Genomic DNA, 19,522 nt, shown 5'->3' on the forward strand with positions numbered 1-19,522 from the left:
CTTATGCACGGATAAGCAAGGCAAGAAAACCGATAGCTACCGGTATTAAAAGATTGTCGTAATCTTTAAGCGGGAGCATTTCGATACATGCCCCTACAATACCGAGGACAAGGCTTTTCCCAAAATTCCCGCTGACGGCTAAGGACGAAAGGAATACAGCAGCAAAACAGGTTAAACTCCCCGCAACGGTTTTATCTTTAAAAAAAGCTAAATGAATTTTGCCGAAACGCTTCCCGATAAGGCTCGCAAGACCGTCCCCGAAAGCAAGTGCAAATATTGCAATTTTTGCCGTATGCATGGGGAAAAACAAAAGTGCGGCAAGCACTCCGGTGGCAAGTGTTAGCGGTCCCAATACGAACCGCCCTTTATCGCGTGCCCGTGATGCGTAACGAGTAATATGCGCAATGATACCGAGCTCATAGCCGCGCATACGAAAAAATTCTGAGATACAGTAGAGCAGCGTGATAGCAACAATAGCGACAATCGTAGGCGTATACCAATGTTCGGCAAATACAACGGTTAAAGCAGAAGACAGATGAATGGTTTTCCTAAACACTTCAACCAACAGTTCCTCTACGGAGGCGGTTTGAGAGAATGTACGGTATCGGAAGCGTTCAAACCATTTCATATAATCCCAATATACTATTAGTCTTTAAAACAATAAGAACTTTGCAATTCTAAAATAGACGATAAGGCTGACCGCATCTACAATCGTGGTGATGAGCGGGCCTGCCATAATTGCCGGATCCATCCGGAGTTTTTTTGCAAGAATCGGTAAAAGACCGCCGGTAAGTTTTGCAATGGTAACGGTTACAACAAGCGTTAAGCCGACACTGGCAGAAACAAGAACCGGTTTACCGTCCAAGAAAAAAGATTTTACAAAAATAGTGAACCCGAGCAGCGAGCCTACAAGAATTGCGATACGAAGTTCTTTCCATAATACTTTTGCCCAGTCTCGCAGCTGAATTTCGCCGGTAGCAAGACCGCGGATAATCAACGTTGATGACTGACTTCCCGAATTTCCGCCGGTATCCATCAGCATAGGAATAAAAGAAGTGAGTATGGTAAGCGTTGCCAACAGTTCGGTGTAGTGTTCGATAATCTTACCGGTAAAGGTTTCCGAAACCATCAAAAGCATCAGCCAGCCGATACGGTGCTTGGCAAGTTTAAAAACGCCGGTGTTTAGGTACGCATCTTCGGACGGCTGCATAGCGGCCATAATCTGGAAGTCTTCGGTAGCCTCTTGCTCCATAACATCCATCACGTCGTCAACTGTGATAATACCGATCAGTCGTTTTTCCGCATCGACAACAGGCAATGCGAGGAAAGCGTATTTCTTAAAAACTGCGATAACACTTTCTTGGTCATCGTGAGTGTTCACATAGATACATTCGCTTTCAAAAATATTTTCAATCAGTTCCTGCTCAGGCGCCAGCACCAACTCTTTTAATGAAACGATGCCCTCAAGCACCCTGTTCGCATCAGTTACATAACAGGTATAAATCGTTTCTTTTTTAAGCCCCGTCTCTCTGATGTAGTCCAACGCCTGTTTTACCGTCATCGTCTTTTTAAGGCTGACGTATTCAATCGTCATCAGGCTTCCTGCTGAATCGGGAGGATATTTGAGGAATTGATTGATGAGCTTACGCTCTTCTTCGCCGGAGTTCGCTAAAATCTTTCTGACGGCATTCGCAGGCATCTCTTCTACAAGGTCTACGACATCGTCAAACGCAAGTTCGTCCAGAATAGGACCGAGTTCTTTATCTGTAATCGATGAAATAAATGCGCTTTGCTGCTCGCTCGAAAGGAGCGCGAATACTTCGGCAGCAAGGTCTTTCGGAAGCATTCTGAAAAGAAACACCGCATTTGCCGCATTTTCTTTATCCAATATTTCCGCTACATCGACCGCATTCATCTCGGCGAGTTCTGCAATTAAAGCCACGTAGTGCCTATTGTCGAGCAGTTCTTGAATCCGCTCCATTTCCTGCGTTTTATCTTCCATAATTAGGTGCTAGTATACTTAAAACGGATGGTTTCTGCTATAGGGCTCACAGAATCAGGGTAAACATATTGGGCCTTTTTTACGACCCCCGCAGAATTATTGAGGCTGTTCAACCAGAGTTGAACCTCTTCGCGATTCAAATGGTCTCACAACCTCAATAATTCTGCGATTTTATATACTCAGCCTGATGTGTTCACCCGTCTGCTAGGAAAAATGTGCGAAATTTTGGATAAAATTTCGCACAGACGGAAGGCAACCGTTTAAAATATTTCTGGTGCGGTTGCCCTGTTTAAAGCCTGCAGTGTTGAGAGAAGCTTATAGTTTTACCCGCGTAAAAATAATTTTTCTTAAATATCGAAAAGTTTTACCTTATTCGGCAGCAAACTTATCCGCTGTAACGCCCATAACAGCTGCATTAGCTTGGTACGTTGCCAGCTGTCCTGCAGGAACCTTAATACCGCCTGCCGTTAAAGCCGTACAGCCAGCAAAGGCATCTTCGAAATACGGATCATTGTCCTTATCTTTTTCGGGATTATAATTACACTTCAGTATAATAGTTTTAAGATTTGTGCAGCCGGAAAAGCAATTCTGCATATCCGTAACATTTACAGGAATGACTGGCGCTTGAGTGAGCTTTGTACAGTCATTAAAGCAAGATCTCATGTCAGTAACATTGGCGGGAATGACCGGTGTTTGGGAGAGGTTTGTACAGTCACTAAAGCAGTAGCTCATGTCAGTAACGCTTGCGGGAATTATCGGTGTCTGTGTGAGGTTTGTACAGTCATTAAAGCAGAAACTCATGTCAGTAACGCTACCGGGTATTCCGAAAACTTGTATAAGAGTTTTGCATCCGTCAAAACAAGAAAACATATCTGTAAGTCCTTCTATTTTGTCACCGAATTTAAGCGCAACTTTTTTAGAAGGTGACGCTTTAAGAGTTTTGCCGAGAGGACTTGCTTCCATAAGTCCTCCTAAGTCTTCTTTTTTAAGCCCTGTTACTTCGATGTAGTTTACTGTGCTGGCAGAGGCTTTTGTTTTAAGATAGTCGTCTAACTGTGCAAAGGGTACCTGTGTGTAGCTTCCCGTGTTGTTGCCGGGAGCCCCCCCATTTTGAGGACACGCAGTACATAGTAACGATACAATAACGGCCAACACCGCTACCGTAATCCGGTTAAAGAACTTTCGCATTCTTATGGTATCAGTATTCATCTTTTTCTCCTGATATATGTTTCTCCCGTATTGGGGTGTTTTGTTGCTAAATATACTGCATCTCATTGAAAATTTCCATACCGGTTTAACAAAGCTTGCAGGTACTCTATAATACACTTAATGAGAAATATATTTGGGTTGCATCCCCTTATGAAAACGTATGTATGCCATTTACGCCAAGTGAAAACGGCGGCGGTATTCTTCTTTTTATTTTGTATTGTATGCCAAGAAGCTACGGCAGAGAATCGGCTGAAATTGGGAATTGAGCGATTGCCGCAGTACCGTGCTGTTTTCGCAGGGAAGCGGGTAGGGCTAATTACCAACCAAACCGGTATCGATTCCGAAGGGACTCCCTCTGCCGTGCTGTTAAGCCGGTCGGTGCAGCTTACGGCGCTTTTTTCGCCCGAACATGGCATGCAGGGCAACGAACGGGAAGGTGCGTCTATCGGACATAGCGCCGACCCGCGGACGGGACTTCCGGTATACAGCCTTTACGGAAACACCAAGAGGCCGACGCCGGAGATGCTGAAAGATATCGATATCCTCTGCTTTGATATTCAAGATGTCGGCGCTCGGTTCTATACCTATATTTCCACCATGGCGTATGCGATGGAAGAATGTGCGCGGCACAAAAAACCATTTGTCGTGTTCGACCGTCCGAACCCGATCGGCGGCGCCGTCGAGGGGAATATGCTGGAGCTTGCCTACCGTTCCTTTACGGGATATTTTCCCATTGTACAGCGGCACGGTATGACGGTCGGGGAGCTTGCCCTGCTCTTCAACACCGAATACGGCATTCACTGTGATTTAACGGTGATCCCGATGGAAGGCTGGAACAGAGAAACTTACTTTGACGAGCTGCCTTTGATATGGGTGCCGCCGTCTCCCAATATTCCGTCGCCCCTCACCGCGCTCGTATATGCGGGTGTCTGTTTATTCGAAGGAACAAACCTTTCGGTAGGGAGAGGAACAACGATGCCGTTTCAGTACCTAGGGGCTCCTTATATCGATGCATATCGGCTAGCCACTCGACTGAACCGGCTGGGCTTGGAAGGGGTGCGCTTTTTGTCCGCATTCTTTACCCCGTCGCTTTCACTCTATACGGGAAAGCTGTGCGGAGGGGTACAGATTGCCGTTACCGACCGCCGCAGTTTCGCTCCCGTTAAAACGGCTATCGCCATGTTTTACGAGCTTAAGCGCCTCTATCCTGACGAGTTTACGATAAACAATGCGGGTAAAAAATACTGCGGCTTACATTTATTAACAGGTTGTACACAGCTCACCGATCCTTCGCAAACCGCACAGGATTATTTTTCCCGCATGGAAAAAGAGGGAAAACGATTCAACGACATACGTAAAAAATATCTTCTTTATTAGGAATTAGGAAAGTCTCAATTTTTTGCGGGAGACTGCTAAAGAAGTATTTTATGCGGTTACCCTGCCATCCTCTTGCGTCGAAATTATCGGTTATGCTAGTATATAGCTATGTTTAAATATCTTAAAAGATACGTATTCGCTCTAGTATATCTACTCTTAGTAACGTTGCTTTCCGCTCAAACGGTGAGCAGTAAAAAAGATATCGCCGTTTTTAGGCTTTCTCATTCAGGATATGTCCCTTCCGAAGTTGCCGCAAGGATAGATCAACGAATTATCGGCATTGTTACTTCTTTTAAACGATTTAACGTAATCGGTATGGAGTACCGACTCAACTCAAACACTATTGCGTCCTTTATCGATCAAATTAAAAGGACGAAAGAACAGCAGTCGGAAATTTCCGAAACTGTGCTATCAGGAGAAGAGGCCTTTACCCGTGCCGATTGGGAACGGCTTACCGGTGCATTTTTGGTCTTTGCGCCCCGAATTACCGACTATGATGAAAGACTTATCTTTGAAGAAACCGAGGTTGAGGGCAAAAAAGTTATAAAAAAATACTGGATGGTTAGAATAGAAGGAGCAATATCAATCCTTGACGTTTCCGGTTCAGTAGGGGAGCGGGTTATACCGCTGTATGTCAGAAAAATCGCAAAACGGCGTTCCAATGCCGTTGACGATGCAATTTCTTCTTTACTCAGTTCGGTATATACAGCTATCAAATTTGAACCGGAATTTGCATTGACAAGCGGAATACTTGCCGTTAATCGTGAACACAATACCGTTACGATCGAGCTGGGAAAGGACATCGGTATAAATGCAGGAGATGAATACACTCTTCAAAAATCCATCTCAGTTGCCGGAAAGCAGGCGGTAAGAGAAACCGGTCTGGTAATTATTTCGGAAGTACACGATACTTTTTCGATTGCAAAAGTGATTTATGCGGACCAGCCGATTGTCGAAGGGGATGGTGTTAAAGAGCTTTTAAAATCCGGTGTTCTGCTGCAAGGGTATGCGGGTATAACCGTTCCTATTACCGGGGTAAAGACAAGAGACTTAAAGGAATATCTGCGTGTTCAGCCTACCTTCGGCATACGGGCCGCATACAAGGCAAATTTTCATCTCAGTATATCAATCGGATATGAATATGCCATACAGCAGCCGGTTGGAGGATCCGCTGCGCTTAGTGCAAAACCAATGCGGCTTATACCTTTCGGAATGGGATATTTCGGTATTGGGGTCTATAATGCCTATGTATCCCGATTTAAGATTACGCCGGAAGTACAGTTCTGTTTTTCAAGCTCCTCCGTTGCTGTGCAAACCGGCTCATCAAAACCAGGCGCTTTTGCTGTTATGGCAACGCAGCTCGGCGGGCGGGTTCTGGTATCGGCAGATTACTTTATTTCGCGGAATTGGACGATAGGCGGCAGTGTCGGATTCGGTTATATGCACAATTTATTGAGCCCTGTACAAGCAGCTGAAAAATTGAAGAACGCAAGCCTATCTCCCAGTCAGGGACTCAATAAGGTCAATGATTATGAGTGGGATATTTTATCTTCGCATATTAACTTTCATGCTTTTATAGGAATAACGGGCAGGTTCTAGACACGCAGCTAAATCTAAATAAACTGTCCAAAACTGAAGTTTTTGACAGCCCACGATATTGCTCATAAAAAAAGGGAGAAGCGTATGAAAAAAAATACTGTATTATATGCTCTACTGTTAGCGCTTTTGACATCATGTGTTGTTGTACCGGTTATGCCGCAGTACACGGGAATCAATCCTTACTATGCCGGATCCGGCGAGGGATATTCATTTTTGGAGGCGCTTAATCAGGCAAAAGCAAATGTATTGCGGCTCGCCGTCATCGACCTTATCGGAGAGACGGAAGAAATGCAAAACCGTAGTAAGCTCTATTCGGTTTTTTACACTGATGCAAAGCCGAATGCTTACCTTGAAACCGACTATATGCGTATTTTGCGGCGCGGCGAAACATACCGCGGATACTATTGTGAAATCACTGTACCCGTAAAAATAGATGCGATACGCAAGACTCTTGATATGATCGGTACCTATTCTGCAAAGGGCGGCAATATTCTATCGAGTTCCGAGGTACGTGATGCAAAAACAAAGAGCGAATTGCAGGGGAACAATGTCGGATTTATCACACAGTATGTCGATAGCATGCTGTATATGGTCGTGCCGAATCAAAAGGCAAAAGACGGGAATACATTTTCAAAATCCGCTGTCAATATGGCGAATAAATACCTACTCGACAACGGATATCGTGCAGTCGATTATGCCGCAGTAGAAGCGTTGAAATCAGACAGCTCCTCGCTGTTTGCCCAAGAACCGGAAACAGCAGATCTGTCGGTTGTGCAGTGGATTGCACAAAAACTCGGTGCGGATGTTTATATTGAAGTTGACGGTTTCGTGCAGGGTGGTCGGGAAACAGGTGGTTACTACGGTCAAGCGGAAGTCAACTTGAAAATGTACAATCCGTCTACGGGAGAATTACTCGGCGCTGTGCCTTATAGCAGTCCCAAGACGTTCGATCGCGGTAGTACCGAAGCGGCAGCGCAGAATGCGATAAAATCAACGGTGTTTAAGGCAATGAGCGTTGCCGTCGATCAAGCAAAAAAAGCATTGGTGCGGGACTATGCGCAAGGTATCCGGTATGAGATTACCATTAACAACACCCCAGACAGCAAATTGATGAGTAACTTCCGAAATGAATTACAGCGCAAAGTTGAAGCAATACGGGTAGTGCATCAATCCGCCGCCCAAACAAAATATGCGGTACAATATTTTGGCAGAGTTGAAGATATGGAAAATATTGTCTACTCGACAGCAGAAAGCGTTACCGGCATGGAAAAAATTTCACTGGTTATGATTCGCGGTAAAACCCTTATGTTCCGGCTCGGACGATAAAAAACGCCGAAGTCATACCTGCTATTTCAGGTGCGGTTGCTCTGCATTTGGTTGCTGCAGATATTTCTCTGCCTGTTTAAAGTTTTCAGGCGTATCGATGTCGAAGGCTTCCATCTCGGAGCGGAGCGGGGAGTACAGAATCAGGTCAGGGTGAGCGTTCATCACGGTTCTGCCGCCGATTCTTCCGTCCAAGCGGCTAAGCTCACCGGCTAATGCTGCCGGAAATATAACCGGAGAACAGTGCTTGCCGTTAAAGGCTGCGGAAACGATATGGTCGGGATGGTTCTGAAATACGGTGCAGAGGTTACGGATACTGTCGGCTTGTAAAAAAGGTTGGTCGGCAGTGCAGAATAAAAGGCCGCTCGGACTATAGGAATGGACGGTAGTTGAGGCAGAACCTTCCGCATAGTCGCGGCAAGCGGTCTGTACTGCAAGCGCTTCCATATAACGGGCACAAGCGGCTTGTACTGCCAGAGCCGCCGAATGTCCCTGTCCCCGCTCCGGTTCAAGATTAAAAACAATATCACAGTGGAATGGATAAGACAGGTTCTCTTCGACGGCGGCTTCCTGTAGGGCAGCGTTCTGCATGGGATGTTTTTGCGTTTGTTTTTCTGTTATCGCTTCCATCATTTCCGTTATCGGCTGCCGTGTTTCGGCATTAACCGTAATCACCAAATGCATAATACCGGCTTTCAGTAATGTTTCAACAGTGTATTGGATTAACGGCTTCCCGCAAAGCAGGCGCAGTTGTTTGCAGCAGCCCATTCGCGTAGAAAGTCCGCTTGCAAGGATGATTGCAGTGGGGAGTTCGGCGGCGCTGCCGGTATGTTTTTTTGCGGGAGCCGTCGAGAGAGTATACATATTCCTCGGCATCATTTTTTACCGTTTGGAAATCCGCTGCCGATAGTATGTAAAAACGCGGCAAAGCTTCCAGCTTGTTCAAGCTGAGCGTATAACACAGGTCTGTTTTGCGGCGTTAGGTGAAACACCGCTGCTTCCGGCATTTGTTCCAAGATCGGTAAAAAGCGTGTTCCGCGCGGCTTTACAGCGCCGATGATATAATCCCGGGGATTGGAAAACAACGCACATACGGTGCGGAAAAAAATCTCCGCATCCGCTTCCATAACGCCGAGTTCATCCATTAAGATGACCGGCAAATGCGGCTGCGAAACTGTTTCGGTGCAGCCGGAAGAATCGGCGCTGGAATGACCGCAGTCAAGCGAAGCGCGTACCGTCGCTTCCGCTTGCTGTAAGTGCATCACTCCGCACGCATCAAATACCGGCGCGAAACCGACAGGCTTCGGCGGGCTGCATATCCCGACACGGTTGCCGGTTGTGTATCGATATATGGCAGTACCGCCGATGACCGGATGCATATATACTGCAACTTCCGATGGAGACGTTTCTTTTTTTGTAATAAAGCCTGACGGCTGTAAATTAAATTTTTGTATAAGGGCTGCAAGAAACGTAGACTTTCCGCAGCCCTGTTCGCCGGTAACAAAGAATATCCGCTTTCCGCATTCTGAAACAGCCGACTGCTCAGCGCCGGTGCCGTTAGGAGTATTGAAAGCATTACTTTTGTGCGGCGATATGCTCAAATCGGTTAATCCTCTTTTGACTTCGGCAACAGAAGATTCAGAATAAGCGCAGTAACAAAGGCGCCGACAATTGCCTGCTTAAAGATATTCTGGAACCATACCGGTAGATGTTGCATAACTTCCGGTACATTGCTTAAACCGAACGCGACGCCGAGCGATGCCGCGATAATGACTACATCGCGTTCTGCAATTTTCCCGCTTTGATAAATCAGGTTTAAACCGCTCATCGTGATCATACTGAACATCAGCAATACGCCGCCGCCCAATACCGGGTTCGGGATAGTCGAAACGATTGCTCCGAGTTTGGGAAAGAATCCGCACAATACCAAGAAGCCTGCACCGATTCCGATTGTAAAGCGGTTGACAACTTTTGTCATACCGATAAGCCCGACGTTCTGGCTGAACGAGGTGTTCGGCATAACACCGAAGATTGCCGCAAACATACTGCCGAAACCGTCCGCATGAACAGCTCCCTGTAATTCTTTGTCGGTTATATCGCGTCCGAGACCGCCGACTGCAATACCGGTGTTATCCCCGATTGTTTCTACGGTTGTCGCAAGGTAGACAAGCATGAACGGAACAATCGCATCCCAATGGAAGGCGAGGTTCAGGTGTCCGACGGCAAAGAACGGGAGCGGAGCGGAAATCCACGCCGCATTTCTTACCGGCGTAAAATCAACCATACCGACAAAGATAGCCACAATATAGCCTGCAATAAGCCCAATCAGGATAGAAGAGATGCTTAAAAAACCGGTAAATGTTTGACGGATAAAGATAATCATTAAAAAGACAAACAGTGCGATGAGCAGATTTTTTATCGAGCCGAAACCGGGAGTTTTTTCAAGACCGACGCCTCCGCCGACAAATTTAATACCGACGGGAATCAGCGAAATTCCCAAGGTGGTAACAACGGTTCCGGTAACAACGTGCGGCAAGAACTTACGGATCGGTTTAACGATGAACCCAAGCATAAACTCCATTAAACCGCCGATGAGGGACGCGCCGAGAATGGCGGCATATCCGTTCGACCAGTCTCCCATTGCGGCATATTGCAGTCCTACGCCGATAGCAACGGGGATAAAGCCGGAACTGGTTCCCATAACAGTGGGAAGTCCCGAACCGATTTTCCAGATAGGCCGCAACTGTACAAACGTAACGGCGCCGGCAACAAACATAGCGCTTTGCAGCAGAGAAACTTTAATATCCGCTGGGATATTAAGTACGCCCGATATAACGAGAATCGGTGCAAGGTTTCCGGCATACATAGCCAAAACATGCTGCATACCCAACGGAATCGCGTTCTTTAACGGAACACGACCTTCGAGCTTATAAATATTCTCTTTTGAAATACTCATAATCTCCTCCTTCTTATAAATACATATCATCCGCGCAATTTTGCTCTATAAAAAATATATACTGATAGAGATGCGAATGATTCATACGGTATGAGAGCACTGTACCCCGACGCTTTGCGTCGGAGTTGTTGATTACTCACTTTATCAGTATAGCTGCGAATACGATAAATAGCAAGAAAAATTTGTAAGATTACCTAAAAATTATTTAGCTTGTTCATTGGTTAAATCGGTAAGCTGTTTTAAAAGGATACCGGTATTGTCTTCTGCAAGGACAATCAGTTTATCCCCGGGATATAATATGGTAGTTCCATCGGGGATAATCTCGTGCTCGCCGTGTATAACGCCGACAATACGGCATTTTTGAGGCCAATCTATTTCACGAACTTTCTTTAATGCAGTAACTGAGTGTAACCCGATTGGCAGTTCATACAGTTGAGGTACACCGACGCCCGCGCTTGTTTTTTGATCCGGAGACTGATATTCCGATTCGAGGATTTGTGTCAACAGAATATGGTCATGCGCCTGCGAACCGATAAGATTTGCCGTCAGATAGGCGCTAAAACAAGTAAGCACTAAACCGCTCAGCTGATGGAGCGCCCCGCTCGTTTCAAACACGATAACGCAGGCAGTAAGCGGCGCTTTAATAACAGTGGTAAAACAGGCAGCCATCCCAAAGAGAATCATGGCATTCACGTACTCCTGTGCCAATAAGCCGAGGTGCACAAGCGCCGTCGCATATAATGCTCCGCCAGCTGCGCCGCAGGCAAGGAGCGGCACGAAAATACCACCGATAGCCCCTGATCCTGCGGAAATACCGGTAAAAAGCAGTTTAACGGTTAAGAACATCAGCAATGTCATAAGCGGGAACGACTGTTCGGTCAATGCCTTTATCAGCCCCTCTCCACCGCCGGAAGAATAACTTAGACATAAGCCGACCGGCAGCGACAACAGGAACGGAATAACCGGCCGCAGAACCGGCGGAATATGCAGTGTTTTATAGCATCGTTGAAAAAAATAGATCGATTGTTTAAAGCCGTGTCCGACAAGTGTTACAAACATTCCGAGTCCTATCAGCCATGCGAAGTGGGAAAGCGGAAATTCTACAGGTGTAAAAAATCGAAAAATCGGGCCGGAACCCAAAAAGAAACTTCCGGCAAAATCGCCGGCAAAAGATCCTGCCATGACGCAGGCTAAAAGTAGAGGGGTTAAATGATGATGGATATCTTCGAGTGCAAAAACAATCGCAGCAAAAGGGGCATTAAAGGTTGCCGAAAGACCTGCGGCGGCTCCTGCAGTAATAAGGCATATCCGTTCGGTAAACGATCGTTTTCCCAGCCGCTCAACGGCATCTCCGACATACGCGCCAAGCTGCACGGAAGGTCCTTCCCGCCCCATCGAAAGTCCCAGTCCGATTCCGAGAACGCCGCCGATAAATTTAAGCGGAAGTTCCGAAAGCGGGGAAAACTGCAATTTTTTCATAAAAACGCCTTCGATCTGTGCAACGCCGCCGCCTTTAATCATCGGCCATTTCGTAATAATAAAACCGATAAATAATCCTATCAGCGCTAAACCTGCCAGCGCGAGAATAACACTGACTGTGCCTGTCTCTCGTATAACATCGTATAATGCAATACGGATATTTTTAAGATAAGAGATCGAAAGCCGAAAACCCGTAATAACCAGCCCCGTCAACAAGCCGGTTACGAGACTTTCAAACACTAAAAGCCATTTATTTTCTTGCCTTCTTTTCAGCAATGTTCCTGTTTCCGAATTGGTATCCATAACAAATAATACTTATTTACCGCGCGCAGCGGCGATTGCTTCCTTTAATTGGCGGGCGGTGCGGGTAACCGATTCAAAATCTCCGGTTTTGGCGCCCTTCGTCAACGCTCCTCCGATACCGAGTACCGCGGCTCCTGCCTTAATCCACTCGGCTGCGTTTTCGGCAGTAATGCCGCCGGTCGGCATATATATTCCCTGCGGAAGCGGTCCTTTAAAGGCGCTGATGATTTTCGGTCCGAAAAGCTCTGCCGGAAACAGCTTGAGGATATCGGCTCCGAACTCAAGCGCCCGCACCGCTTCCTGCGGCGTCATCACGCCGGGAATATACGGCACCGCATACCGGTTGCAGAGGCGGGCGCAGTCTTCGTTAAAAGACGGCCCGACAATGTATTGGGCGCCGACAAGGATGCAGGCACGCGCCGTTTCCGCATCGAGCACCGTACCGGCTCCCAGCAATACATCCGCACCGAATGCTCCGCTTAACTCGCGGATAATTTCGTCGGCATGCGGTACGGTCATCGTAATTTCGATTGCCGTAATTCCTCCGGCACGCACTGCCTCCACAATTTTAAGCCCCTGTGCCTTATGCTCCGCCCGAATAACGGCAACCGCTCCCGCCTCAATCAGCGCCTGTATCAGCTCGTATTTTTTCATCGTTCCTCCATTAGGACAATCTCATCAGACAGTTGCGAGAATATTCCCGCAGAAGAATGGAGGCTGTCTGCCCAGAGTTGAACCTCTTCGCGGTTCAAATGGTCATCCAACCTCCATTCTTCTGCGATTCTTATCTATAGTGTCTGATGAGATTGTCCTTATTCTAAAATAAACTGTGCGAAATTTTGCCTAAAATTTCGCACAGCTTTTCCAAGGAAAACGCAAACGCATCAGACGGATATATCCGATGCCGCAGAATAATGGAGACAGGGCAAGTATTTGAGCCGCAAAGCGGCGAAACTCTGCTTGACGGTCTCCATTATTTTGCGGAGCCGTTAAAACAACAATCTGATGCGTTTTCCCTGATCCGCTAGTCTACTTGGATGGTAAACTGTTCCGATTTTTCATTGCCGGTAATATCCCGGGCTGTAATTAATATATCGGATTTTCCGCGGCTTAAGATAATCTTACCCAAATAGAGCTCATTGTTCCGCCGGTACAGCAGCGTATCGGTAAAGGCGGTATTACCCAGATACGATTCACCGTCTTTTTGTGTAATGGTTTCAAAGGGAATGGTTCGAATATTTGTTCCGTTTACAAAAATCGTAATACGGAAAGGACTCAAGCTATGTCCGCCCTGTGTAACCGTGTCGGAGATATCCGCATATAATTCATAGCTGCCCTGTCGCACATTTTTTTGCCCGCTTACTTGAAACGCGGTGTTTTGCTCATTTATCAAAATGATATCTTGTATCTGCGGCGCTATTTTATCGTTGACTGACGGAAGCAGTAACAACGGATTGATATATACTTTTTTTTGATTATCGCTGACTTGAAAGATAAGCTCGTTAGGATTTCCCCATCCGCTGTTCCCTGTCTTTCCGATAACCGCAGCAGATTCTGTGGTTATTCTATTTCGGAACACCGTGGTGTCGTCCATGTTTCCATAAACCGTTTGGAGTCCGTCATCGTGTAAAAATACCAATGCATTCCCAAGCGTAGAAGGAAAAGCGCCGGCTCCGTATTTTTTATCCAGCGTAATCAAAAGGATGCCGTCATCGGCAGCGCGTACCGTCGTTGCATCTTCAAAGGTCAAACCTTGTTCAAAAGTATTTTCACCGATGCGTTGTCCGAAAAGCCGTACGAAATTTTGTGTGTCGGCAGGCCATTCCAATGCGGATAATTCTGCAAAAAACATCGTTGCCGCTAAGATGCAAAAGAAAAATCGTTTCATATCAGTATCCTATTTTTCACTTTATTTTATATCGATACGTGCTAATTTGGTGTCGGTGGCAAGGAATATTGTTTCCCGCTCTTGTACAAGGAACGTATTTTTTGAGGGAAAGGTAGTATGCCCAACGACATAAAAAGGAGCTTCGATAAATGATAATGTCGAGCGTTGTTCCTGTCTGCTGATAATCGCCATCATATTCTTATACGGAGTTTGCCCGCTGGAAACGACCGTTCCCCGCTGAGGCATAATGCCCGATATTAACCGATCGCAGTCGATAAAGCCGATACCCTCGGCACACTCAAACACGGCGTTCTTGCCTTTTATATCGAAATCCACAAAGACCTGCCTGCGGAGATTTCCTTCCAATTTTCGGTGATGTATGATTTTATATTTATTACCGTCTATCCGTATCAGCAAGGCTCGTTGGCAGTCAATTCCGCACACGCAGGCGGCGAGCTTCCCGTCGGCGGAGATTGCCGCTCCCAGTATAACCTGATAATCACTGCCTCCCGGATAAAAGTCTGCCAGTACATTACCTGCGGAATCAAGAGCAACGAGTTTTCCGTCAGAGAATCCGATGATAGTTCCGCCTTTTGTGCTATGAAAGGCCGTAATCGGTGCGGTGTGCAGATAACGCCAGCGCGGTTTCCCATCGGTGTCATATTGTTTAACGGCGCTTCCACCCGGCTCAAACAGGTAAAAACGGTTTTCGTCGATGTATACAAATCCCGGCTCTTCGATGACGGTTATCAGCGAGCCGTCGGGGCGATAAATCGGTGTTTTTGCAGCATCGCTCCCGTATTCAGTCCAAGCCGTAGAAGAAGCCGAAATACGTTGGGTTACGGGAGATGAGCGGAGTAATTCACTGTCGGCGGTAAAATAACCGAACCTGCTTTCCGTCAAAAATACTTTTGGTGCTTTGCCGGCGAATTGTTCTGCTGCCGCCTGTGGAATTGTATTTTCGGCTTCGTTACCGATTCCTTCCAATTCCGCCTGAGCGCTATCCGGTGTGATGGTGCGCGCCCATACGGGTTTCAAATAGATATCGGATCCGAGAGGAACTGCTGCTGCAAAAATATATATGAATAAAAAAAGAATAGGAAAAATAACAAAACGATTATCGAATGCTGCAATTTTCATGATTGTATGGTATAATAGTAATATGAAAAATTCAAGTAAGTATGATCATCTCTTTGAACAAGCTATGGAGGCAGCGAAAAATGCGTATGCTCCTTATTCTCATTTTAGAGTAGGCGCTGCATTACTGCTTGATGACGGGAGTGTCGTTACCGGCGTGAATGTTGAAAACCGTTCTTACGGATTGACCAACTGCGCCGAACGCACTGCTCTTTTTAGCGCGGTTGCAATGGGCAAAAAAAACTTTACTGCTATTGCAATTGCGACCCCCGATGCAGACTATCCGGTTGGGCCGTGCGGTGCGTGTCGGCAGGTTATCTCCGAGTTTATGCAGCCGGAAGCGCCGGTTATATTCGGATCATCCGCCGATAATCGAATTGAGACAACCGTAAGCGGGGTCTATCCTTTCGATTCACTCCACGAGCTGCATCGGAAATAAGAAATATTACAGAAAATTCAACTGCCAAAAAGATTAGGAGGAAACAATGCGGCAAGAACATGATCTTTTAGGGTATCGGGATGTTCCCGATGAGGCGTATTACGGTGTACAAACGCTCCGTTGTATGGAAAACTTCAATATTACCGGCGTGCATCTTTCCGCCTATCCGGGGTTTATAAAAGCCCTTGCGATGGTTAAGCAGGCAGCGGCACAGGCGAACTATGAATTAGGTTTGCTGGAAAAACCGACGGCGGAAGCGATTATCGCTGCCTGTAAAGAAATCATCGCCGGTAAACTGCATGAGCAATTCCCTGCGGATATGATTCAAGGCGGAGCGGGAACGTCTACCAATATGAATGCAAATGAGGTGATTGCAAACCGCGCACTTGAGCTGCTGGGACATAAAAAAGGCGAATACCAATTCTGCCATCCGAACAATCACATCAACCTTGCACAGTCTACCAACGACGCATATCCGACGGCAGCAAAACTCGGTATCTGTTTACATACGGAAGGACTGATTACCGAGCTTGAAAACTTGGTTGCTTCTTTCCGTAAAAAAGGAAAAGAATTCGGCGGGCATATCAAAATGGGGCGAACGCAGCTGCAGGATGCGGTACCGATGACACTCGGTCAGGAATTTGAGTCTTACGCAGCGAGTTTGGAGGAGGAAGTGTCCCATATCCGGCAGGCTGTTTCCGGCTTACTCGAAATCAATATGGGGGCAACCGCTATCGGAACCGGTATCAACAGCGACCCTGCTTATGCGGATTTGGTAACAAAACGGCTGGCAGAAATTTCGGGCTACCCTGTTACGAAAGCGAAGAATTTGATTGCCGCAACGAATGATACCACCTGTTTTGTTTCCTATTCGGGGCAACTAAAACGCCTTGCGGTAAAAATTTCAAAGATATGCAACGACCTGCGACTGCTCGGATCGGGTCCGCGTGCCGGTTTAAATGAAATACATCTTCCGGCAATGCAGCCGGGTTCATCGATTATGCCGGGCAAAGTCAATCCCGTTATCCCCGAAGTAATGAATCAGGTATGCTTCCGTGTTATCGGAAACGATACGACGGTGATGATGGCCGCCGAAGCGGGGCAGTTGGAGCTGAACGTCTTTGAACCGGTTATTATTTACAGTATCTTGGAATCGATTTCGATTTTAAACAACGGTATGTCCACGCTTCGGCAGCGCTGTATCGACGGCATCGAAGCGAATGTGGAGCGGTGTAAGGAACTGACCTACCGGAGCATCGGGTTGGTAACAGCGCTTAATCCCGTACTCGGCTATGAAACTTCAAGCGATATTGCCAAAACCGCCCTCAAAGACAACCGTAGCGTCTACGACCTTGTGTTGGAGCGCGGCCTATTATCGAAGGAAGCGCTTGACGAAATTCTAAAACCGGAGAATATGACGCAGCCTAAGAAAATGCACAAACTGTAAGGGGGTAAAGAGGATTATCCTCAAGTTGATTCGTGCGGAAGGTTTAATACCCCGATGCTCTGCGTCGAGGTATGTTGATTGTGGTTGGAGCGTGGAAATGGCGAAAAAGTAAGCACCTTTTGCTGCATTTCCACGCTCTTTTTGTTTTGCTGGTGTAAATGCGCAGAGGATCTCTAAAAACTGGAGTTTTTAGAAGTTTTTTATACTTGACAGACTATAAAGAAACCGATATGATACATCTCATATTTATGCCAACTTAGCTCAGCTGGCCAGAGCACGTGATTTGTAATCTCGGGGTCTAGGGTTCGAATCCCTAAGTTGGCTCATCGATATGGGGAGATTCCCGAGCGGTCAAAGGGGGCAGACTGTAAATCTGTTGGCTCCGCCTTCCAAGGTTCGAATCCTTGTCTCCCCATTTTATTTTAAAATAGTTAGAGGCGAATAGGTAGCTGAGGTTTCGCCGGTTTTCATTTCTTGTTTTTTCTATATATACACTATATACACTACTTAAAAATACTCAAACTCTCACGATTTTTTAAATTTTTGAGGAAGATATTCATTATGACATCTGTATCATTTATATTAGACCTATTCTGAAACTTTCGTTTTCGAATAGGTCGACGATTTCACGCATCGCATTTCAAGGTAACCTGTTCAGAAAGGTGAGTTTCCGAACAGGTTTATTAAAGGATAGAATACAAAATCAATAGTAAAAGCAGCTATAAAATATAGAATCAATGACAAGAATGTGTTGAAAGAAAGTTAAAAACAGCGAAAAGATTGAATAATGCCGTCGGACAGAATCGAACTGTCGACACAAGGATTTTCAGTCCTTTGCTCTACCGACTGAGCTACAACGGCAAAAATAATGAATAATTTATATCCGATTTTTTGATACGTGTCAAGCTGTTTCCGTGCAATATTTTGGAACAATGAACCTATCAATCGATATCGTAGATAATTTTTTCGGGTGGTTGTTCGAGCAATTCAGGATCCTCTAAATATTTATGTAATTCGTGGAAAGCAGATGCATAGTAAAATCCGTCGCAGATGCGCTCGTCAGTCGTAACGGTGAGATCGAGATTCCGTATATTGGTAACGGTGCCGTCCCGTTCGCTTTTTTGTGATCTTCGCATTGCACTAAAAGTGATAAATACAGGGGCATTGCCGAAATTGTACAAATGATGAAATATAGGACGGATACCTAACGATCCCATCGAAGAAAAGACAACGGAACAGTGAAAAGGGCTAAGGAGCCTTAGTCTTTCGGGTAATAAATTATGAAAGTCGAGCCAGTTCAGAAATGCGATTGCAGCTCGTAATTGAAAACTCGGCATAAATCCAAGTTTCCGCGCAACTTTATCAAAGGCGCTCTCTTTTTCTTTATGTTTATTTCGATATTCGTCTATTTTATGCGTCATCTCGTTATATACATCGGTAACGGTTGCGCTTCGGTCAAAGAAAAACTTCATCATTGTTTCTTCGGCTTCTATCGACATCTCTTTTTTGATAGCCATAACAACTTCTATATTATGGCGGGCATACAGCCGTAAACCGCTCAAAAAACGATTAATTCCCGGACGCTGAGATATTGTTCGTATATATGCTGCGATTACTACATGCATGATACCGAAACCGGCAAGGCCTTCCGCTCTCTTTTTATGTACGAAATGCTCGATTGCCGCTACATTAATGCTGTCTTGGAATAAATTTTGCGCTCCTATTCTTGACGGCATAATAAAGGGCGCCACTACCGTCATAGGGTCTATCGAGCGGATACGTCTCCCTTCTTTTCTATCGCCGAACCGCCGTTTAGTTGGAATATCTACAGTTGTCTTTTTAAGTCCCGATTCAGTATTTTTGTCTTCCATATTTCCTATTATCCATTAGATTGTGTGGGGATGTCCTGAAAGTAATCAACTTTTGGAACATCTTCTTTTATTATCCATAAATTGCCGTTTTGTGCTAGAGAACCGAATCGACCAGTGTTTTAAAGGAGCTATTTAATGCTTCGTTGTATTGTTGAGGGCGTACCGTAAAAAGACCGTTTTTAACGATAATTGAAGCTTGTTTTTTGCCATCATTGAGGGAAGCATTTTTTCGGAATTGCCGTGCTTTTTCTAAAAGCCCTTTTTGTTTATCAACTGTCCGCATTTGTTGTCCAGTCATTATTTTTGAAAGCAAACTCGCAAATTCGCAGAGGTCATTGGGAAATTGCTCCATAAGTGTGCGACCGGCTGCCGTATCTGCTGCTTCGGATAACAAAGAGGCAAAGTCATTCCAATGCTCGTCTAAAAAATCGATAATAATCTTTTTGTTCATTTTTTTCCTTGTTATTGGTTCTCTCTTTGTATATCGGCATA

The 19,522-nt window shown here is 45.8% G+C and carries 17 protein-coding genes and 3 tRNA genes; 7 read left to right on the top strand and 13 right to left on the bottom strand.

Going from position 1 to position 19,522, the window contains the following annotated elements; translation table 11 throughout:
- Position 1: 1 nt before the first annotated feature.
- From HGH47_RS11045 to HGH47_RS11055, 3 genes are all read right to left on the bottom strand, one after another.
- Entirely contained in the window at positions 2-628 is a 627-nt protein-coding gene (locus tag HGH47_RS11045) for a diacylglycerol/polyprenol kinase family protein (RefSeq protein ID WP_212566347.1), read from the bottom strand.
- Between the two features lie 24 nt (positions 629-652).
- Positions 653-2,002, bottom strand: coding sequence for a magnesium transporter (gene mgtE, locus HGH47_RS11050; protein ID WP_212566348.1), 1,350 nt, complete (start codon positions 2,000-2,002; stop codon positions 653-655).
- 369 nt (positions 2,003-2,371) lie between these two features.
- A complete protein-coding gene (locus tag HGH47_RS11055) occupies positions 2,372-3,211 on the bottom strand; it encodes a leucine-rich repeat protein (RefSeq protein ID WP_212566349.1) in 840 nt (279 codons plus the stop codon).
- Positions 3,212-3,361: 150 nt separating this feature from the next.
- Here HGH47_RS11055 and HGH47_RS11060 point away from each other — a divergent pair, with 150 nt between their 5' ends.
- The 3 genes from HGH47_RS11060 to HGH47_RS11070 all read left to right on the top strand — a co-directional run bounded on the left by HGH47_RS11060 (position 3,362) and on the right by HGH47_RS11070 (position 7,513).
- On the top strand, positions 3,362-4,588 hold the full coding sequence (locus HGH47_RS11060) for an exo-beta-N-acetylmuramidase NamZ family protein (RefSeq protein WP_230974625.1): 1,227 nt from the start codon (positions 3,362-3,364) through the stop codon (positions 4,586-4,588).
- 108 nt (positions 4,589-4,696) lie between these two features.
- Entirely contained in the window at positions 4,697-6,187 is a 1,491-nt protein-coding gene (locus tag HGH47_RS11065) for a hypothetical protein (RefSeq protein ID WP_212566351.1), read from the top strand.
- A gap of 84 nt (positions 6,188-6,271) precedes the next feature.
- Positions 6,272-7,513, top strand: a complete 1,242-nt coding sequence (locus HGH47_RS11070) for a hypothetical protein (protein ID WP_212566352.1) — start codon at positions 6,272-6,274, stop codon at positions 7,511-7,513.
- A 21-nt stretch (positions 7,514-7,534) separates the two neighbouring features.
- On the opposite strand, the gene HGH47_RS11075 is transcribed toward HGH47_RS11070, so the two are convergent.
- The 7 genes from HGH47_RS11075 to HGH47_RS11105 all read right to left on the bottom strand — a co-directional run bounded on the left by HGH47_RS11075 (position 7,535) and on the right by HGH47_RS11105 (position 15,174).
- Positions 7,535-8,374 (bottom strand): nucleotidyltransferase family protein, encoded by an 840-nt coding sequence (locus tag HGH47_RS11075; RefSeq protein ID WP_212566353.1) that lies wholly within the window; start codon positions 8,372-8,374, stop codon positions 7,535-7,537.
- An 11-nt stretch (positions 8,375-8,385) separates the two neighbouring features.
- A complete protein-coding gene (locus HGH47_RS11080; RefSeq protein WP_212566354.1) occupies positions 8,386-9,111 on the bottom strand; it encodes a nucleoside-triphosphatase in 726 nt (241 codons plus the stop codon).
- A 5-nt stretch (positions 9,112-9,116) separates the two neighbouring features.
- The gene (locus tag HGH47_RS11085; RefSeq protein WP_212566355.1) at positions 9,117-10,466 is read right to left on the bottom strand and encodes a uracil-xanthine permease family protein; all 1,350 of its coding nucleotides are present in this window, start codon (positions 10,464-10,466) and stop codon (positions 9,117-9,119) included.
- 201 nt (positions 10,467-10,667) lie between these two features.
- Positions 10,668-12,248, bottom strand: a complete 1,581-nt coding sequence (locus HGH47_RS11090; protein ID WP_212566356.1) for a ClC family H(+)/Cl(-) exchange transporter — start codon at positions 12,246-12,248, stop codon at positions 10,668-10,670.
- A 12-nt stretch (positions 12,249-12,260) separates the two neighbouring features.
- The gene (locus HGH47_RS11095) at positions 12,261-12,902 is read right to left on the bottom strand and encodes a bifunctional 2-keto-4-hydroxyglutarate aldolase/2-keto-3-deoxy-6-phosphogluconate aldolase (protein WP_212566357.1); all 642 of its coding nucleotides are present in this window, start codon (positions 12,900-12,902) and stop codon (positions 12,261-12,263) included.
- Positions 12,903-13,272: 370 nt separating this feature from the next.
- Positions 13,273-14,136 carry a peptidoglycan DD-metalloendopeptidase family protein gene (locus tag HGH47_RS11100; RefSeq protein ID WP_432912379.1) on the bottom strand — a complete coding sequence of 288 codons (864 nt, stop codon included), beginning with the start codon at positions 14,134-14,136 and terminating at the stop codon, positions 13,273-13,275.
- 21 nt (positions 14,137-14,157) lie between these two features.
- Positions 14,158-15,174, bottom strand: coding sequence for a hypothetical protein (locus HGH47_RS11105; RefSeq protein WP_432912382.1), 1,017 nt, complete (start codon positions 15,172-15,174; stop codon positions 14,158-14,160).
- Between the two features lie 124 nt (positions 15,175-15,298).
- Here HGH47_RS11105 and HGH47_RS11110 point away from each other — a divergent pair, with 124 nt between their 5' ends.
- From HGH47_RS11110 to HGH47_RS11125, 4 genes are all read left to right on the top strand, one after another.
- Complete coding sequence (locus tag HGH47_RS11110) at positions 15,299-15,712, top strand: cytidine deaminase (RefSeq protein ID WP_212566360.1); 414 nt, start codon at positions 15,299-15,301, stop codon at positions 15,710-15,712.
- Between the two features lie 46 nt (positions 15,713-15,758).
- Positions 15,759-17,159, top strand: coding sequence for an aspartate ammonia-lyase (aspA, locus tag HGH47_RS11115; RefSeq protein WP_212566361.1), 1,401 nt, complete (start codon positions 15,759-15,761; stop codon positions 17,157-17,159).
- A 250-nt stretch (positions 17,160-17,409) separates the two neighbouring features.
- Positions 17,410-17,483: transfer RNA gene (locus HGH47_RS11120), tRNA-Thr, on the top strand.
- A gap of 9 nt (positions 17,484-17,492) precedes the next feature.
- Positions 17,493-17,574: transfer RNA gene (locus HGH47_RS11125), tRNA-Tyr, on the top strand.
- A gap of 373 nt (positions 17,575-17,947) precedes the next feature.
- On the opposite strand, the gene HGH47_RS11130 is transcribed toward HGH47_RS11125, so the two are convergent.
- From HGH47_RS11130 to HGH47_RS11140, 3 genes are all read right to left on the bottom strand, one after another.
- Positions 17,948-18,020: transfer RNA gene (locus tag HGH47_RS11130), tRNA-Phe, on the bottom strand.
- 80 nt (positions 18,021-18,100) lie between these two features.
- A complete protein-coding gene (locus tag HGH47_RS11135) occupies positions 18,101-19,030 on the bottom strand; it encodes a hypothetical protein (RefSeq protein WP_212566362.1) in 930 nt (309 codons plus the stop codon).
- 94 nt (positions 19,031-19,124) lie between these two features.
- The gene (locus tag HGH47_RS11140; RefSeq protein WP_212566363.1) at positions 19,125-19,481 is read right to left on the bottom strand and encodes a hypothetical protein; all 357 of its coding nucleotides are present in this window, start codon (positions 19,479-19,481) and stop codon (positions 19,125-19,127) included.
- Between the last annotated feature and the right edge of the window lie 41 nt (positions 19,482-19,522).

Source organism: Treponema sp. OMZ 805 (genome assembly GCF_050937395.1).
Lineage (GTDB): Bacteria > Spirochaetota > Spirochaetia > Treponematales > Treponemataceae > Treponema.

Bases quoted from the DNA above. Each gene is read 5' to 3' on its own strand.
- HGH47_RS11100 (WP_432912379.1), bottom strand. From the start codon at position 14,136: ATGAAACGATTTTTCTTTTGCATCTTAGCGGCAACGATGTTTTTTGCA.
- HGH47_RS11085 (WP_212566355.1), bottom strand. From the start codon at position 10,466: ATGAGTATTTCAAAAGAGAATATTTATAAGCTCGAAGGTCGTGTTCCG.
- mgtE (WP_212566348.1), bottom strand. From the start codon at position 2,002: ATGGAAGATAAAACGCAGGAAATGGAGCGGATTCAAGAACTGCTCGAC.
- HGH47_RS11140 (WP_212566363.1), bottom strand. From the start codon at position 19,481: ATGAACAAAAAGATTATTATCGATTTTTTAGACGAGCATTGGAATGAC.
- HGH47_RS11070 (WP_212566352.1), top strand. From the start codon at position 6,272: ATGAAAAAAAATACTGTATTATATGCTCTACTGTTAGCGCTTTTGACA.
- HGH47_RS11135 (WP_212566362.1), bottom strand. From the start codon at position 19,030: ATGGAAGACAAAAATACTGAATCGGGACTTAAAAAGACAACTGTAGAT.
- aspA (WP_212566361.1), top strand. From the start codon at position 15,759: ATGCGGCAAGAACATGATCTTTTAGGGTATCGGGATGTTCCCGATGAG.
- HGH47_RS11045 (WP_212566347.1), bottom strand. From the start codon at position 628: ATGAAATGGTTTGAACGCTTCCGATACCGTACATTCTCTCAAACCGCC.
- HGH47_RS11110 (WP_212566360.1), top strand. From the start codon at position 15,299: ATGAAAAATTCAAGTAAGTATGATCATCTCTTTGAACAAGCTATGGAG.
- HGH47_RS11055 (WP_212566349.1), bottom strand. From the start codon at position 3,211: ATGAATACTGATACCATAAGAATGCGAAAGTTCTTTAACCGGATTACG.
- HGH47_RS11095 (WP_212566357.1), bottom strand. From the start codon at position 12,902: ATGAAAAAATACGAGCTGATACAGGCGCTGATTGAGGCGGGAGCGGTT.
- HGH47_RS11090 (WP_212566356.1), bottom strand. From the start codon at position 12,248: ATGGATACCAATTCGGAAACAGGAACATTGCTGAAAAGAAGGCAAGAA.
- HGH47_RS11065 (WP_212566351.1), top strand. From the start codon at position 4,697: ATGTTTAAATATCTTAAAAGATACGTATTCGCTCTAGTATATCTACTC.
- HGH47_RS11075 (WP_212566353.1), bottom strand. From the start codon at position 8,374: ATGTATACTCTCTCGACGGCTCCCGCAAAAAAACATACCGGCAGCGCC.
- HGH47_RS11060 (WP_230974625.1), top strand. From the start codon at position 3,362: ATGAAAACGTATGTATGCCATTTACGCCAAGTGAAAACGGCGGCGGTA.